We start from the raw sequence: 14445 nt of genomic DNA, 5'->3' as shown, positions 1-14445 counted from the left end.
TTTTATTTTTAATATCTATAAACAAAGAATAACCCCCAGAAATCACTATATTCCTTATCATCATCGTCTTTATATGGATTTGTCCATAAATGTTTGTAATTAAACTCTATACCAAATCTTTTACCATAAATACCTACACTACCACCGGAAGCTAAACTAATACTTCCATCCCACTGGATAAAAGGAACTATTGGATCTAAATAAAGTTTTAAAAATTCTGTATCCATAAAAGCATAACTAAATAAGTTCATAGTCATACCTTTCGAACCTATAATTGCTTGAGGATAAATATGAGGTAAAGCTATTAAGAAAGTATCATTTCTGTGTTCAAATCGAGCACCTAAAGCAAAAGCATCATCTATAGAATCTCCACTAATAAATTCATTTATACCTAACATAATAAACATAGATGATTTCTTTTTTTCTCTTACATATTTTTCAAACTGTTCTTCCATATGTTTCTGTTCTTCTAACTCATCACCAGTATATTGTTTTGTAAATTCTTTTACACGTTCATGTGCGGTTGCTGCTGGTGTAACTACTTCTTGATTCTTAGGTATAACTTGCTTTTCTTTTTCCTTTTTCATATACTCAGCGTCGTCGTAAGAGTCTACAGTGATAATATCAATAGGAAGAGAATTACTATTAATAGAAGCTGTTATGCCTAATTTACTTGTTATAACAAACATAACTGCAATTATAATAATTAATTTACTTACCTGATTCATGCTACTTCTCCTGTATTAATAGTATTATTTTCTAAAAATTCATAAACATCATCATCCTGCTCAAATAAATCATAAAGATACACAAAGCTTTCATAGTTTAAAGTTCTACATACAGAATCATTTAATAAACATATAAAAAGACTTTTTTGTTTAGTCGAATTAATAAATTTTAAAAGTAATAATAAATCTACTAATTTTTCAAAATAATAGAATGAAACTAAATTATTTTTAATCGACGTAACTTCAGTAATCAAATATTTAATCGTACATAATAATTTTACTAATGGTGCTGAAAAATTATCTCCTACCATTAAAAATTCAGCTAAATATTTGTTATAATCCTCTTTGTAATAATCTTCATACTTATTCAACACATCCAATACTATTCTCTCAGCAAAATTCACTTCACCAAATTTTTCTAATACTGAATTAGAAATAAAATCTTGTAATAATTCAGTATAAAATCTCTTCATTATTACACCTGAAAAACCAGAATTAGATAACATTTTATCGAATGATTTTTCTCTTAAACAAGCGTTTAAATAGGAAGTTTTATTTTTTATTTTATCTTGATTATTTAATACATATAAAAGCGAACGACTAAACTTTTGAAGTTTATTTATTGCTTTAATCTTTTTCTTTTTAAGTTTTTCATTTGTATGTTCTTTTGTAGGTTTAACTTTACTCAATTGTTTAAATTCTTGTATTTTAGTTTCATAATAACTCTTGAATTCAATATCTTCTATAAAGTTCTTTCTTACATCTTTTTTATCTTTAGTGATCTTATCAAAACCTTTGATGTCATCAAAATAAATACCATAAAATTTTAATATTTCTTCTATGATCTGATCATAATAATCTATAATTTTATCATACAATACATGAGTTTTTTCTGTTTTTATATAAAGTTTATTATTTTTCCCTTTTAACTCATTTAAATTAGTTTTAATAACTTTTAATTTAGTATGATTATTAATCTCTTCGATAGCTTTATTAAGAATTCTAACCATTTTTGAAATACTATAATCTCCTGTTAAACCTAATTGACGATAAAATAGTTTTATATTCATGGATATTACATTATTGGCTAATATTAAATATTCGTATAATCTTCTTGATGTATTACTTAACTTAATATATTCAGAATAATCAATAACACACCAAGATTTATCCTGTAAAAATTCTTTAATAAAATCTTGGTTAAATATAATAACAACCTTATTCTTATTAACTACATATTTTTGAATTATGTTTTTAAATGTTTTAGATGTTACTTTTCCTTTATCTATGTAATAACAATTACTATATTCAATTTCAATATTTGCCCATTTATCTAGAGATTCTTCTATTATCTGTTTATATATTGCATTATTATAACCTATATTATTTGATAAATCTATTAAATTACATGTTATACCCAATCCATTTTTTAGTAATTTAAACCTATCAAATCTTAATTTTTTCTCTACATATTTGTTATGCTGCCCTTTTGTCTTATATTCAAAAACTTCATTTTCAGAAAATTTATCCCCTGGAAAATTAGTAACAGTAGAATAATAAATTTCATTTAAAGATTTTAAATAGAACCATAATAAAGTATTTAAAATTTCAAAATCCTTTTGTCTAGGTAACCCTTTCTCACAATAAACTCTATAATATATATCTTTCGTAAATTTATTTACATATTCCTTCAAATCACTTTTTTTTCTTGTAGGAAACCATAAAGGAAATTTTATAAAATTAATATTTTGTAATATATAAATACCATTTTTAAAATGTACATCATGTAATAACTCAATATAAGTATTCATATTACAACCTCTTTAATTATTTTTATTATTTTATTGGTATATAATTTAAATAAATACCTGTGGTATCAACATAAAGCTTTTGCCACCCTTCAGGAATTACTATAAAATAACCATCATCATAATTAATTCTCATAGGTCTGGTATAAACATCAAAATATGTAATATCCTTATAAACCAACCCATCACTATCCTTTAAAGCAATAATAGCATTAATATCTTTATTAATTAATATTTTATACCTATCATCTGGATTTAATGTAAATTTTGTTTCTTTATAAGGAGTTGATACCTGTTTTAATATATCTTGTTTTTTAGATGCACATCCAAATATAGATACAATTAATATAGTTATTAATATAAGTTTTAAAATTTTATTAAATATCTTTTTATTAAACATATTAAACCCCATGTTTTTATTATATTATTATATAAATTTTTTTATATTTAATAAGTTTAAAAACTTTAATAATAACTCATTCCAATATTATTATAACATAAAAAATAATAATTTTCAAAAATTATTATACTTTTTTTTATATTTTATATATTCATCAAAAACATCTTCACCTAAAATATCTTTTAATAAATCATATATCTTAAAATTAAATATTAAATCATAATAATAATAATAAATACCTAAATCCATAGGAATATTATTACTTTCCATCCATTTGACAACTTTTGATAACCCATCATGTCCAGTATTTTTATATAGTATTTCGGATAATAACGCTTGAGGAAAGTTTCTTGAAAGTTTAGCTAATTTAAATAAAAGCATCCAATAAGGAATAAATTTAAACAAACTTAATTCATGTTCTGTATATTCCACTTTACAGGTTTTGCCTGTTGAATCTTTATATTTTGTAACAAATTGCTTAGTGTCTAATAATATATAAGGATAAAATTTTCTTGCTAAAAAGTTTTTTTTCAACAAATCAGCATCTTTATTAGCAACTTTAGTCCATAAATCTTTATTTTGGTTGAGTACATCTTCTATAAAGGAACCAAATATTTGAAATTCTTTTAATGTTTTAGAAATATTAATTTTAAATTTATTAAGTAAAAGTTTTAAATCTTGTACATTATAATTCTCTAAATATATTGTCTTTAGATAAAAATCTAATTCTCTTAAGTTATGTATTCCTGGAACCTCTTTTGTACCTTTAATCAAACCTATTTCATATTCACTAATATCATCTAGTTTTAAATTTAATCTTTCCTTTTTATACTTTTTTAATTTTTTTAATTCTTCTTTATACGATTTCTCATAAACATCATCTTTAATTTGTTTATTTTTTATTATTTTAAAACCAATAAAAACTAATAAAGGAGAAAATAATAAAGTATTACCTAAATTCATGTAAAAATTCATAGCAAAGAAAACAGTTAAAAAATCAAACTCAGTAAATTTCGGAGGATATTTACCATACTTATTTATAAAATCGATTAAATTAGCAAATGTTCCTTTTACTAATTCATTATATTCATTAACATACAAAGGATATTGTTTTTCAGTATAATAATAAATAAACTTATTAATAAAAGGTATTTTATAAACAAAATCACTTAATACACTATATAATAATTTAATCTCTTTAAAATATATAGACAATAGAGGATTAACTATAAAATCATAAAAATAACCAGGATAGACAAAAAACAATGCGAAATATAAAAGTGTAAATACAAAAAATAAACCAAATACTTTAAAATATAAATTGGTTTTTATTAAAGCTTGTCTAGCATCGTAATGTCTATCGGACATTTTAACCTCTTATAAATATTAATTTATTATTCTAAAATATTCATACGTTGTACAGTTACTGATTCAGGTATTCTAATTACAACTTTCGACGTAATATCATTAGTACCCCCTTTAGCTACAACAACAGGCATCTGATTTTTCATAAGGTCCAACTTAAATTGAGCAATCATATCTACAGTATCAGCAAAACCAGAAATTGCCCCCTGCTTTGTTGCATCTGATAATGTACCTAACTGTTGAGTTTCTCCAGTTGAACTTGTTGTCATAATAGCACCCATTGGGTTTGACATGTTTTTCAAAAATTCACCTATATTTTTCAATATTTGAGATTCCATTGCCCATTTTGTTAATTCATCAAAATTTGTGATTGAAATACCTTGCAACCCTGGTAACCCATCAAACATAGAAACAACAGTACCTGCAGAATCTATTTTTATGTCTCCTTCATAATAAGCATCAAAACGTTTCTTCGGATCATAAAATACTATTCTCTCAGGTTGGAGCATAACTCTTTCTGATGTTAAATCACCAGTAGCTTTTGCAATAATATATCCATTATAAGTACCTATATGTATATTTTTCTGTAAAAATGTATCTTTGCTTATTTTAATAAATACGTAAGAATATTTGCCAGGTGCTGTAGGAGCTATTACTCCATTCATTAAATACCCTTCAAATGTAGTACCTGGTGGAAATGTTATTGAGCTATATTTAGTTAATTGATAAATATTCTCCTGTTCTCTTGCCTGTTGTATTTCAGCAACCTGTTCATCACCTAATATTTTCGTTACTTCTAATGTAGCTTTTATACTAACAGGAGCAGTTGCTGTATTACTAACTTCTCCTGATTCTAAATTATTTAACATATTCCAACTTCTGTTTTTCTTGTTTGAACTAGGTTTCTTTAATTTTGCTAATAAATTATTAGGAGCTAAAGTTTCATTAGAACTGTTATTTGATTTTGGTTTTTTAAGTTTAGTTAATAAGTTTGAACTATCAGATGTTTTCTTCTTATTAGCCTTGTTGTTAGCATTATTAGTATTTAGAAATGATTGTACTACTTTATTATTTTTGGTTTCTTCTTGTTCCGTTTCAAAAACCACTTTAGGTTTGTTAGTACCTAGATTATCTAATGATTTATCTTTATTAAAAACAAATTTCACTCTTCCTAACTCAATTACTTTATTACCTTTTTTAATGTAAGCATTTCCTTTATTATCCGTTACTAGTTCTGCATTTTTACCATAAACTTTAGCTTTACCTGTTTTAGGATTATAAACTATTAAATTACCATCTTTGTCTTTATATATTAATTTACCATCTGCTGTTTGATATACTTTAGTTTTTTGCAGCTCCACTCGCCCTTCATCTGCTAATTTTTTGAATTTACCAGTTTTATACTCTTTCATATATAAAGCTTTATTAATCACAAATAAATCACCTTTACCTAGATTTTTAATATCACCTAATTTGTTAGTTTTAATTACATAGTTTTTATTATTAACAAAATATTTGTTATGATTTTTATCTATATATACCATACCATCAATCAATTTAATCATTATTTTTGCTTTTTGCATATATTTTAAATAATCATTTATAGCTTTTTGAACCTCGCTATAAGTTAATCTTATTTTTCTATTACCATCTAAATAATAAAATCCCTTATTATCTTTGTATATTCTAACTACTTTACCATTTATTAAACCTAATAAATAAGAATTTTTATCTATTACATCTTTTATTACTTTTACCTTAACACCAGAATTAGGGTTGTTAGCCTTCTTTAAAATATTTTTTACATCATCGTTACTTAAACGAACTTTATTTCCATTCTCATCAATATAATAATAACCATTAGCGTCTTTATATATTTTATGTTGTTTTCCATCAGAAGTAGTAACTGTAAAAACAGGTTTTTTATTATTTTCTGGTATTAGATTGTTTACCAGATCTTCTTCTGATATATATTTCTTATTTCCATTTTCATCTAAGTAGTAATAACCATTTTCATCTTTATAGATATCTCTTTTTTTACCCTCTATTAATGCTGAAGCTACTTTTGCATGTGTATTAATTGGAAAATTATTTAATAATTGTTTGTCTTTTACATAATGTTTATTTCCATTTTCATCAACATAATAATAACCTTTATCATCTTTAAGAATGTCGTATTTTTTACCATCAACAGTAATTTGTCCAACTGGATTATCGGTTGTGCTTGTAAAAGTATCTCCTGAATAAGTTTTTGCAACCACATGTCCTTTCTTTTCTAAGACAGTATTACCATTACTATCTACAATCTTAATAGTTCCATCAGGTAGTTCCTGTATATACCCTTCCCCTATTACTTCTTCAGTACCATCTGGATTAACTTTTATTATCTTACCGTCTTTTATTTTATAACTAGTTCCATCTTCAAAAACAACATTGTCAATCTTTGCTGCAACAGGATTATTTTTAGTATCTTGAGTTAAAACTATTAAATTACCGGTTTTTGGATCTATAATAACACTTACATATTTTACTTTATAATCAGTAGTATCTAATAAATAATATACACCTAAATCATCAATGGCATAATAATTATCTGTTTTTAAAATAACTTTTTTAATATATAATCTTCTAGGCATTAAATATAATTTACCATTAACTGATATATAATAATTATTATTTTTATCTACTAAAATAACAAAACCATCCCCTTCAGAAATTATTTTAGCTAAAATATTTTTGTCTTTGTACATGTAAACTTTATATGGTGATTTTTGCCCTTCTTTAGTAGTATAACCCATTTGTATTTGATTTCTGAGTTCTTGATTTTCTTTTTTTAATTTTTGTATTTCTAATAAAATACCTTTTAATACACTGTCTTCTTTCTCTTGTAAAATTAACCTTCCATTATCTTTTATAGTTGATTTATTCTGTTCAGAAGTAACTATAGCAATAATTAAACTTATAGAAACTATTGTTGCTACAAATATGAATATTAATTTAGCAATACCTATCTGTTTAATAAATTTTTCTAATCTTTTTAATATAATATTCATACTTATATTACTCCTTAGTTGATTTTATTAATAATCAATTCTAATATAACAAAAAAATATTAAGTTTTAAAAATTTATTAAATCGTTATAAAATTATTTTTAAAATAATTTTTTATTTATAGTTATATTTTTTAGATTGTTTTTTAGATAGATGTGCCATATTCTTCTTAGATTTTTTATTATATTTATTTTTAGATTTGTTTTTAGAATTAATAGCTTTTATTTTATTATCAATATATTTAGAACATAAAACATAACTATTTAATATTTTTTCTTTCTCTTCTTCACTGATTTCTGTATCTTTTTCAAAAAATTTTTGAGCAACTTCTATCATTTTAGTTGTTGGTTTTTTTGCTTTGATATATTCATCATAATGTTTCTTTATAAAGTTATTACAAACATTAAATTTATTAATATTATCAGGTAAGTTTATATTTAATGTTTGACTTATATCTTTTGCAAGATTCAACATTTTATTTGTTGATTCTACATCTTCTCGAAAATTTAAATTAATATTTTTTAGAATATCCAAAAATTTTCTTAAATAGTTTTTTCTTTCTGATTCGTTAACATTTCCTTTAGCTATCTTATCTAAAAAACCTTCCATTTCTTTAGTAAAGTTAACATTTATAATCCAATTATAGTCTTTTTTAGTCATAAAAAATTCTACCATTTTAATCCCTTTGTCTGTAATAAACAGATAATCTGAATTCTTTTCCTTTTTTTCTATAATATATTTTCTAATATCTATAATTTTATTTAAAATAGAAGCATAAGTAGATGGACGTCCTATTTTCTCTTGTTCTAACTTTTTTAATAAAGTTGGTTGTGTATAATGAGCAGGAGGTTTAGTCATTAATTTTTCTTTGTTGATTTTTGTTATATCAATAATATCTCCTTTTTTTATATCAGGTAAATTTTCTTGTTCTGTATCATCTTTATTTTCATCTTTATTATTACTTTTATTAACATTATTACTTGTGTTTGCTGCTGCAAATCTCTTTCTAAATTCTAAATAACCCTCTTTAATTATAACTTTTCCAGAAGTTTTAAAATCATCTTCAAATACAATAGTAGTTACAAAAACTTCAGCTGGTATCAATTGACTTTCAATAAAGCGATTAAAAATTAATTTATAAACTTTTTTATCTAAATCTGTTAAATCTGAATTTTTTTCTAAATCATTAGGTAACAAAATCTTTGTTGGCCTAATACATTCATGCCCATCTTGGTCCCCTTTTTTCCCAGGATTTCCTTGAAATAGATGTGTGATATTTAGTTTATTACAAATAGATTTTGCTAATTTAATACCATCGTCACTAACACGTGCAGAGTCTGTCCTATGGTATGTAATTAAACCTTTTTCAAAGAGTTTTTGAAGGATATTCATAGCAACTTTACTGTTAATTTTATAATTTTTCGTTATATCTGATAGCACAGTTCTTGTAATATAAGGCAAAGGTGCTGGTTCTTTTTTATTTTTCTTTTTTACATCTATAACCTTTATCTTTTTTAATTTATTATATTTTTGGTAGTCTTTTTCAGGCGTATCAAAATCATTTATTTTGTATTTTTTTGTAGCTTTAAATTCTATATTATCTTTTATTAAATTTAATGTAGTCTTAAAATAAGGTTCAGGTTTAAAGTTTTCTATCTTTTTATCACGCTCATATACCAAATAAACAGCTGGTGTTTGTACCCTTCCAGCTGATAAATTTAAACCTAAATCTTTACCAAATTCTTGCATTAATAGTGCAGATAGATACCATCCAACAAGCCGATCAAGAATACGTCTTGTTTCTTGAGCTTTGATAAGATTTAAATCTAAAGAAGTTTTGTTTTTAATAGCATCACTTAAAGCTTTTGGTGTAATTTCATTATATCTAATACGATAAATTTTAGATGAATCAATTTTATTCTGCTTTAATACAGTATCAATATGCCATCCTATTGCTTCCCCTTCTCTATCCGGGTCAGTTGCTATATATATTTCAGTAGCTGATTTAGCTTTTTCTATTATTTTATTTATTATTGGTTTTTTTGACTTATCCAGTTCATATTTAGGAATAAATGTTTTTAAATCAACACCTAACTCTTTCTTTGGTAAATCTCGAAAATGTCCTATAGTAGATTCAACTATAAAATTCTTATCAGGAAAACTTTTTTTTAAATATTTTGTTACAGCTTGTTTTTTATTAGGTGACTCTATAATTACCAAATAATATGACATATAATCCCTTTCTTAAATAAATATTAGTTTTTAATTCTATGTATATATTTAATTTATTTCCTAAGACAGTTCTTAGGTTCTTTTTTTACAATTTCTATATTATTGACTATATGTCTTATAATTTCTGAATCGCTTATTTTTTGATAAGCATATTCAGCAGCACTGTCTTTTACAATATAGTGAGGTGGAATTTGGTTTAATGTCATAACAATTACGTCTGTAACACATCCAGCACAGGAACAATATTGAGGATTTGCTGATAAATATCTTTTTACTAAAGCTACAACTCGTTGCTCATTTAAATTTACAAAATAATTATGAGATATATTAGTGTTTAGCATATACTCACCTCTTAAAAGTGAATAATATTAGTTACTAAAATTTATATAACAAATTTTAATTAACTATTTTTCTTAAATTTCTTATTTTTCTTGTATCTTGCAACTTTTTCTTGATCTTTCTGCTTATCCATAACCTCTTTTAATTGCTTATTAAATAACGTAACATATTCGTCCATATCTTTTATTCTTTTAGATAAAAAATAGTCTAACATAGATACTTTCAGTACGGTTTCCTCATCATTATTTACTACATCTTTTTTATTTTTATCTTCTACCATGATCCACCTCTCATAATATAAATTTAATTATTTAAAATAGATTTTTGATAATATAAGTTATTTGTTAAACCGTTATATGCAATTTCGAATATTACAGTTTCTACCTCTGATAATAACACTTTTAAATTATAAGCATCTCCAACCATAATATAATAACGATTTCCTCCAGTATATACATTTAAACTGGTACCATCATTCGATAATTTAAAAAATACATATTTATTAGAAGCTTTTTGAAACTCTATATCATTACTCATTTTAAATACAAATTCTCCGCTATCTAAAAATTGTAACTTATATAACTTGTTCTTTTTTATATTAAAATGATAATCATATCCATTATATTTTATTACTACTGTATAGAGTAATTCTGGAGGGTATTTTATCGTTAGTGATTTTAATGAGGTTATTAAATCAGAGGATTCTTTTTGCAGTGCTGAATCAATTTTATCTTGTTTAGATGTTGTTTTGATTAAATTAGAATTTTGTTCCTGTAGATTTACTTTAGATTTAGATGCACATCCAAATATTAAAAATAACATTAAAAATAACAAAACAGAAAGGTTTTTATTACTTATTTTTAAACTTTTCTTCATTTTATTAACTCCTTCCTTACAACTTTTTTTACAACTTTTTTTTTAAAACTTTTTTCTTAAAACTATTTTATAACTTTTTATTACTTTATTTTCTTAACCATTACTTCTACTCTTATGTATAAGGTATTACTTTTAATTCAATTCCTTTTAATTGTAATATATCTTTCATAGAATAATAATAAGTTTCAAGTGAAGATTTTAATGAATCAATTAGTTTTTGTAAAAATTCAAAATTATGAATACACATATCCAATCTAAAAATATCCGTATGTAAAGATAATCCTTCTTTTGTTACTGTATCGGTTTTTAATACTTTCATACGATTATAAAGCATATTATAAATATATTTTTTATAAAATGTAAAATTATTTATATGATTTATTATTTCAACGTTGATAAGATTCATTACATAAATTAATTTTCCTATACTAAGATATAAATTATATAAACTCTGCATTACATCTTGCTTAGCTTCAATTTCTATCTCCTCAATAATATTATTAATATGAGGTAACATTTCCTTTAAATTATAACAAATTTTTTGATACTTTTTAAAAATATTTTGGAAATAATCTTTTTTTATAAAATTAGGACTAACATTTAATTCTTGTGCAACATTAACTGATGCTGATAATATCATATATAAATCCTTATTAAAAAACTTTTCATACGAATCGTATTTATCCAATTCTCTATCTAAACTATGTAATAATTCTTTTATAGTAGATAGCATTGAATTTAATTCGTTTTTGTTTATATCAGCTGAGTTTTTACTCATACTCAATCTCCTTCTCTTTTAAACTATTTTAATAACTTCATTTAATCGCTATATTATTATTTTTAGTTTTCTAATTTTTTCAATTTATTTCTTATTAATTTATCGTAATATGTATAATACAAATATTGACTTATCAAGATAAAATCTTTCTGATTAAATTTATTATCAGTTTTATATTGATTTATGAATTTTCGAATTTCACTAGCTTTAGTATTATATGTATTTAAATCAAGATGGTATTTTGACATAATATAACTATGATACTTAGGTATTAATTTATGTAAAAAATCATAGTAATTTTCTTGTTCTGTAATTATTTTTTTGTATATATCTTTGTATTTAACTTTATAATCTTCAACATATTTACTATAAATAGAAACAGCTTTTTCTGTTTTTAGTTCATAAGGTAAAAGCATATTATTATTTCTAACATAATATAAGTTTTTAAAACTATAATAAAATATACTGTAAATATAAGTATAGTAAGGATATCCTTTAGATATTGACTTCCTCCTCTCCCTAAAGGAAGAGGATTCCCATCTACGCTATCGATGGAAGCGGTAATCCCTCACGGTTTCCCGCTGGTTCCTGCTTCAGCGTATACTCTCTGGCATACTCCACAGGCGTGACTTCCCGCAAGCCCTGCGGTAGGGTTATAAGGTTTTCCTTCCTCATCGCTCTCATTAAAACATTTATCGCACCTACCAAATCAGCATTAGACGTAAAACCACACTTTTTGCATACAAATACCGCTTGGTTTTTGCGGTTTTCCTTATTAGTGTAATCACATAGAGGACAGGTTATAGAGGTGTTTTTAGCGTCAACTCTAACCAGTTTCCCCCCATTTCTCTGGAGTTTATACTCAAGCAGTTCAAAGAACCTACCCCACGCTCGAGAAAGAATGCTTCTGTTTAAGCCTGATTTAGCTTTTACATTACGTCCGGGGCTGTCTTTTGTGCCTTTTGCAGATTTGGTTAGGTTCTTAACCTTTAAATTCTCTACAGCCACAAAGCCGTGTTTTTTGGCTATGGCTGTTGTTATTTTATGTAGGTAATCGTTTCTCACATTTGCTATCTTAAGCCACATCTTTGCTATTTTTCTTTGGTGTTTTTTGTAATTATTAGAAAACGGTGTCTTATCTCCTTTTTTGGTAGGGTGTTGTTTTCTCGAGAGTTGCCTTTGGAGTTTGATTAGTTTTTTCTCATATTTACTTAAATCAAGAGGCTCGAAGTAACAACCGTTGGATAGTGTGATTATCTTTTTTACACCTACATCTATACCCACGGGGTTGGATAGATTTTCTTTAATTGATGTGTCTTTTTCGGTAACTACGCTTATATACCAGCCATCGGCGTATCTTTTAACTGTTACATTCTTTGGTTTGCCAACTATGTTTCTTGATTTATAAAACCTAACCCATCCTATTTTAGGTAAAAATATTCTATTGTTATTTATCTTAAAGCCTTGAGGATATCTAAAGCTGTCTGGCGATTTACCTTTCTTCCTGAAGTCTGGAAAAGATATACCATTGCCTTTGGTAAAAGCACTGTCTATGGCTTTGTATAAATCCTTTAAGGTTTGTTGTAGAATTTGAGAATGTGCTTCTTTTAAGAAAGCGTATTCTTCGGATTGTTTCCATAATTTAAGCATTCCCGCCATTTCGTTATAGGTAGGTATAGTAGCAGTATTTTTGTAATATTGTGGCAAGTGGATATTGATGATTTTATCTACCTTTTTTATATCAAGCTTTTGTTTTATTAAAGCAATAGCTTTATTCCATACAAACCTACAAGAGCCGGCAAATTGGGCGAACTTGTTTTCTAACTCTTCATTGGTCTTGAGTTTAAATTTAAAGGCTTGACATGTAATCATTGTTATATTATAGTATTGGTCTATGGAAAAGTCAAGTAAAATTAGAACTGGTAGGCATTGTGTTTTTCTTCTGCATGTGCATTTGGTCTTTGTAACTAAATACAGAAAGAGCGTATTTCAAAAGAAACACTTAGAAACCTTAAAGGAAATCTTCGCCAAAGTCTGTCAAGATTTTGAGGCAGAACTGATAGAATTAAATGGAGAAAGCGACCATGTCCATTTGCTTGTAAACTATCCGCCAAAGGTGGCAGTCTCAAAACTGGTAAATTCGCTAAAAGGTGTTTCTTCCAGAAAGCTAAAACAAATCCATCCTGAATTAAGGCAGTATTACTGGAAAAACGCTTTATGGTCTCCAAGCTATTTTGCAGGTTCCTGTGGTGGAGCTCCGCTTGAGGTTATCAAACAATATATTGAAACCCAGAAGACACCCACTACATCACCTACCTAAAAGAATGTGTCTTGTGGGTGGTGGAGGGATAAAAACTCTTTTAACAAAACAATTTCATTAATATCGTTTGTTTTAACAAAAAAAGCCCTTTCAGTCATAAAAGTCTGAAACATATAATAACATATTATTCCATTTAAGTTATCTATCATAAAAATCTCCTTTTATTTTATATTATATAATTAATTATATAAAATGTCAAATATTTTTTTAATTACTTTATGGTATTATTGAATATTTCGTTAGTTTCATTTAACTATTTAAAATATTCTATCTAATACATAATGTAATACTTGTAACTTATAAAATATTCCACTAAATTATCTAAAATTATAATGTAAAGAATTCTTTTTAAATTATAAGATATTCCTGTTATTGTCTATGTTTAAAATTTTAGTATTCTTGATAATAAATTAAACAGTTTTTTGAAAGTTATAAAATATTCTTTTCAAAAAAGCCGGTGTGCGGCATAAAACTCTTTTAAAATTAAAGACTTATAAAACTAAAAAGATACATCTTTTCTATTGTATACAATTACGACTATTACTATA

The 14445-nt window shown here is 25.0% G+C and carries 14 protein-coding genes; 1 reads left to right on the top strand and 13 read right to left on the bottom strand.

Going from position 1 to position 14445, the window contains the following annotated elements; translation table 11 throughout:
* Positions 1-8: 8 nt before the first annotated feature.
* The 12 genes from DEFDS_RS11115 to DEFDS_RS11060 form a co-directional block, all read right to left on the bottom strand.
* Entirely contained in the window at positions 9-728 is a 720-nt protein-coding gene (locus DEFDS_RS11115; RefSeq protein ID WP_013008886.1) for a hypothetical protein, read from the bottom strand.
* On the bottom strand, positions 725-2539 hold the full coding sequence (locus DEFDS_RS11110; protein WP_013008885.1) for a replication initiation protein: 1815 nt from the start codon (positions 2537-2539) through the stop codon (positions 725-727). The genes DEFDS_RS11115 and DEFDS_RS11110 overlap by 4 nt, the downstream gene beginning before the upstream one ends.
* 25 nt (positions 2540-2564) lie before the next feature.
* The gene (locus DEFDS_RS11105; RefSeq protein WP_013008884.1) at positions 2565-2936 is read right to left on the bottom strand and encodes a hypothetical protein; all 372 of its coding nucleotides are present in this window, start codon (positions 2934-2936) and stop codon (positions 2565-2567) included.
* Positions 2937-3050: 114 nt separating this feature from the next.
* A complete protein-coding gene (locus DEFDS_RS11100) occupies positions 3051-4304 on the bottom strand; it encodes a hypothetical protein (RefSeq protein ID WP_013008883.1) in 1254 nt (417 codons plus the stop codon).
* Between the two features lie 26 nt (positions 4305-4330).
* On the bottom strand, positions 4331-7354 hold the full coding sequence (locus DEFDS_RS11095) for a hypothetical protein (protein ID WP_013008882.1): 3024 nt from the start codon (positions 7352-7354) through the stop codon (positions 4331-4333).
* Between the two features lie 112 nt (positions 7355-7466).
* Positions 7467-9584, bottom strand: coding sequence for a type IA DNA topoisomerase (locus tag DEFDS_RS11090; RefSeq protein ID WP_013008881.1), 2118 nt, complete (start codon positions 9582-9584; stop codon positions 7467-7469).
* A 53-nt stretch (positions 9585-9637) separates the two neighbouring features.
* On the bottom strand, positions 9638-9925 hold the full coding sequence (locus DEFDS_RS11085) for a late competence development ComFB family protein (RefSeq protein ID WP_013008880.1): 288 nt from the start codon (positions 9923-9925) through the stop codon (positions 9638-9640).
* Positions 9926-9984: 59 nt separating this feature from the next.
* Positions 9985-10203 carry a hypothetical protein gene (locus DEFDS_RS11080; RefSeq protein ID WP_013008879.1) on the bottom strand — a complete coding sequence of 73 codons (219 nt, stop codon included), beginning with the start codon at positions 10201-10203 and terminating at the stop codon, positions 9985-9987.
* A gap of 23 nt (positions 10204-10226) precedes the next feature.
* Positions 10227-10799 carry a hypothetical protein gene (locus DEFDS_RS11075; RefSeq protein ID WP_013008878.1) on the bottom strand — a complete coding sequence of 191 codons (573 nt, stop codon included), beginning with the start codon at positions 10797-10799 and terminating at the stop codon, positions 10227-10229.
* A gap of 112 nt (positions 10800-10911) precedes the next feature.
* Complete coding sequence (locus DEFDS_RS11070; RefSeq protein WP_013008877.1) at positions 10912-11577, bottom strand: hypothetical protein; 666 nt, start codon at positions 11575-11577, stop codon at positions 10912-10914.
* 62 nt (positions 11578-11639) lie between these two features.
* The gene (locus DEFDS_RS11065) at positions 11640-11993 is read right to left on the bottom strand and encodes a hypothetical protein (RefSeq protein WP_041224012.1); all 354 of its coding nucleotides are present in this window, start codon (positions 11991-11993) and stop codon (positions 11640-11642) included.
* A gap of 124 nt (positions 11994-12117) precedes the next feature.
* The gene (locus DEFDS_RS11060) at positions 12118-13449 is read right to left on the bottom strand and encodes an RNA-guided endonuclease InsQ/TnpB family protein (RefSeq protein WP_013008876.1); all 1332 of its coding nucleotides are present in this window, start codon (positions 13447-13449) and stop codon (positions 12118-12120) included.
* 22 nt (positions 13450-13471) lie between these two features.
* Here DEFDS_RS11060 and tnpA point away from each other — a divergent pair, with 22 nt between their 5' ends.
* Entirely contained in the window at positions 13472-13897 is a 426-nt protein-coding gene (gene tnpA, locus DEFDS_RS11055; RefSeq protein ID WP_013008875.1) for an IS200/IS605 family transposase, read from the top strand.
* Here the strand turns inward: tnpA and DEFDS_RS13010 are convergent.
* On the bottom strand, positions 13894-14046 hold the full coding sequence (locus DEFDS_RS13010; RefSeq protein ID WP_153801538.1) for a hypothetical protein: 153 nt from the start codon (positions 14044-14046) through the stop codon (positions 13894-13896). The two genes, tnpA and DEFDS_RS13010, sit on opposite strands and share 4 nt — an antisense overlap.
* Between the last annotated feature and the right edge of the window lie 399 nt (positions 14047-14445).

The sequence above is a fragment of the Deferribacter desulfuricans SSM1 genome (assembly GCF_000010985.1).
Classification (GTDB): Bacteria; Chrysiogenota; Deferribacteres; order Deferribacterales; family Deferribacteraceae; genus Deferribacter; species Deferribacter desulfuricans.
This window is presented reverse-complemented; position numbering and strand designations above follow the sequence as displayed.

Excerpts from the sequence above, each read along its gene's own strand:
- DEFDS_RS11115 (WP_013008886.1), bottom strand. The coding sequence starts at position 728 with ATGAATCAGGTAAGTAAATTAATTATTATAATTGCAGTTATGTTTGTT.
- DEFDS_RS11110 (WP_013008885.1), bottom strand. The coding sequence starts at position 2,539 with ATGAATACTTATATTGAGTTATTACATGATGTACATTTTAAAAATGGT.
- DEFDS_RS11105 (WP_013008884.1), bottom strand. The coding sequence starts at position 2,936 with ATGTTTAATAAAAAGATATTTAATAAAATTTTAAAACTTATATTAATA.
- DEFDS_RS11100 (WP_013008883.1), bottom strand. The coding sequence starts at position 4,304 with ATGTCCGATAGACATTACGATGCTAGACAAGCTTTAATAAAAACCAAT.
- DEFDS_RS11095 (WP_013008882.1), bottom strand. The coding sequence starts at position 7,354 with ATGAATATTATATTAAAAAGATTAGAAAAATTTATTAAACAGATAGGT.
- DEFDS_RS11090 (WP_013008881.1), bottom strand. The coding sequence starts at position 9,584 with ATGTCATATTATTTGGTAATTATAGAGTCACCTAATAAAAAACAAGCT.
- DEFDS_RS11085 (WP_013008880.1), bottom strand. The coding sequence starts at position 9,925 with ATGCTAAACACTAATATATCTCATAATTATTTTGTAAATTTAAATGAG.
- DEFDS_RS11080 (WP_013008879.1), bottom strand. The coding sequence starts at position 10,203 with ATGGTAGAAGATAAAAATAAAAAAGATGTAGTAAATAATGATGAGGAA.
- DEFDS_RS11075 (WP_013008878.1), bottom strand. The coding sequence starts at position 10,799 with ATGAAGAAAAGTTTAAAAATAAGTAATAAAAACCTTTCTGTTTTGTTA.
- DEFDS_RS11070 (WP_013008877.1), bottom strand. The coding sequence starts at position 11,577 with ATGAGTAAAAACTCAGCTGATATAAACAAAAACGAATTAAATTCAATG.
- DEFDS_RS11065 (WP_041224012.1), bottom strand. The coding sequence starts at position 11,993 with ATGCTTTTACCTTATGAACTAAAAACAGAAAAAGCTGTTTCTATTTAT.
- DEFDS_RS11060 (WP_013008876.1), bottom strand. The coding sequence starts at position 13,449 with ATGATTACATGTCAAGCCTTTAAATTTAAACTCAAGACCAATGAAGAG.
- tnpA (WP_013008875.1), top strand. The coding sequence starts at position 13,472 with ATGGAAAAGTCAAGTAAAATTAGAACTGGTAGGCATTGTGTTTTTCTT.
- DEFDS_RS13010 (WP_153801538.1), bottom strand. The coding sequence starts at position 14,046 with ATGATAGATAACTTAAATGGAATAATATGTTATTATATGTTTCAGACT.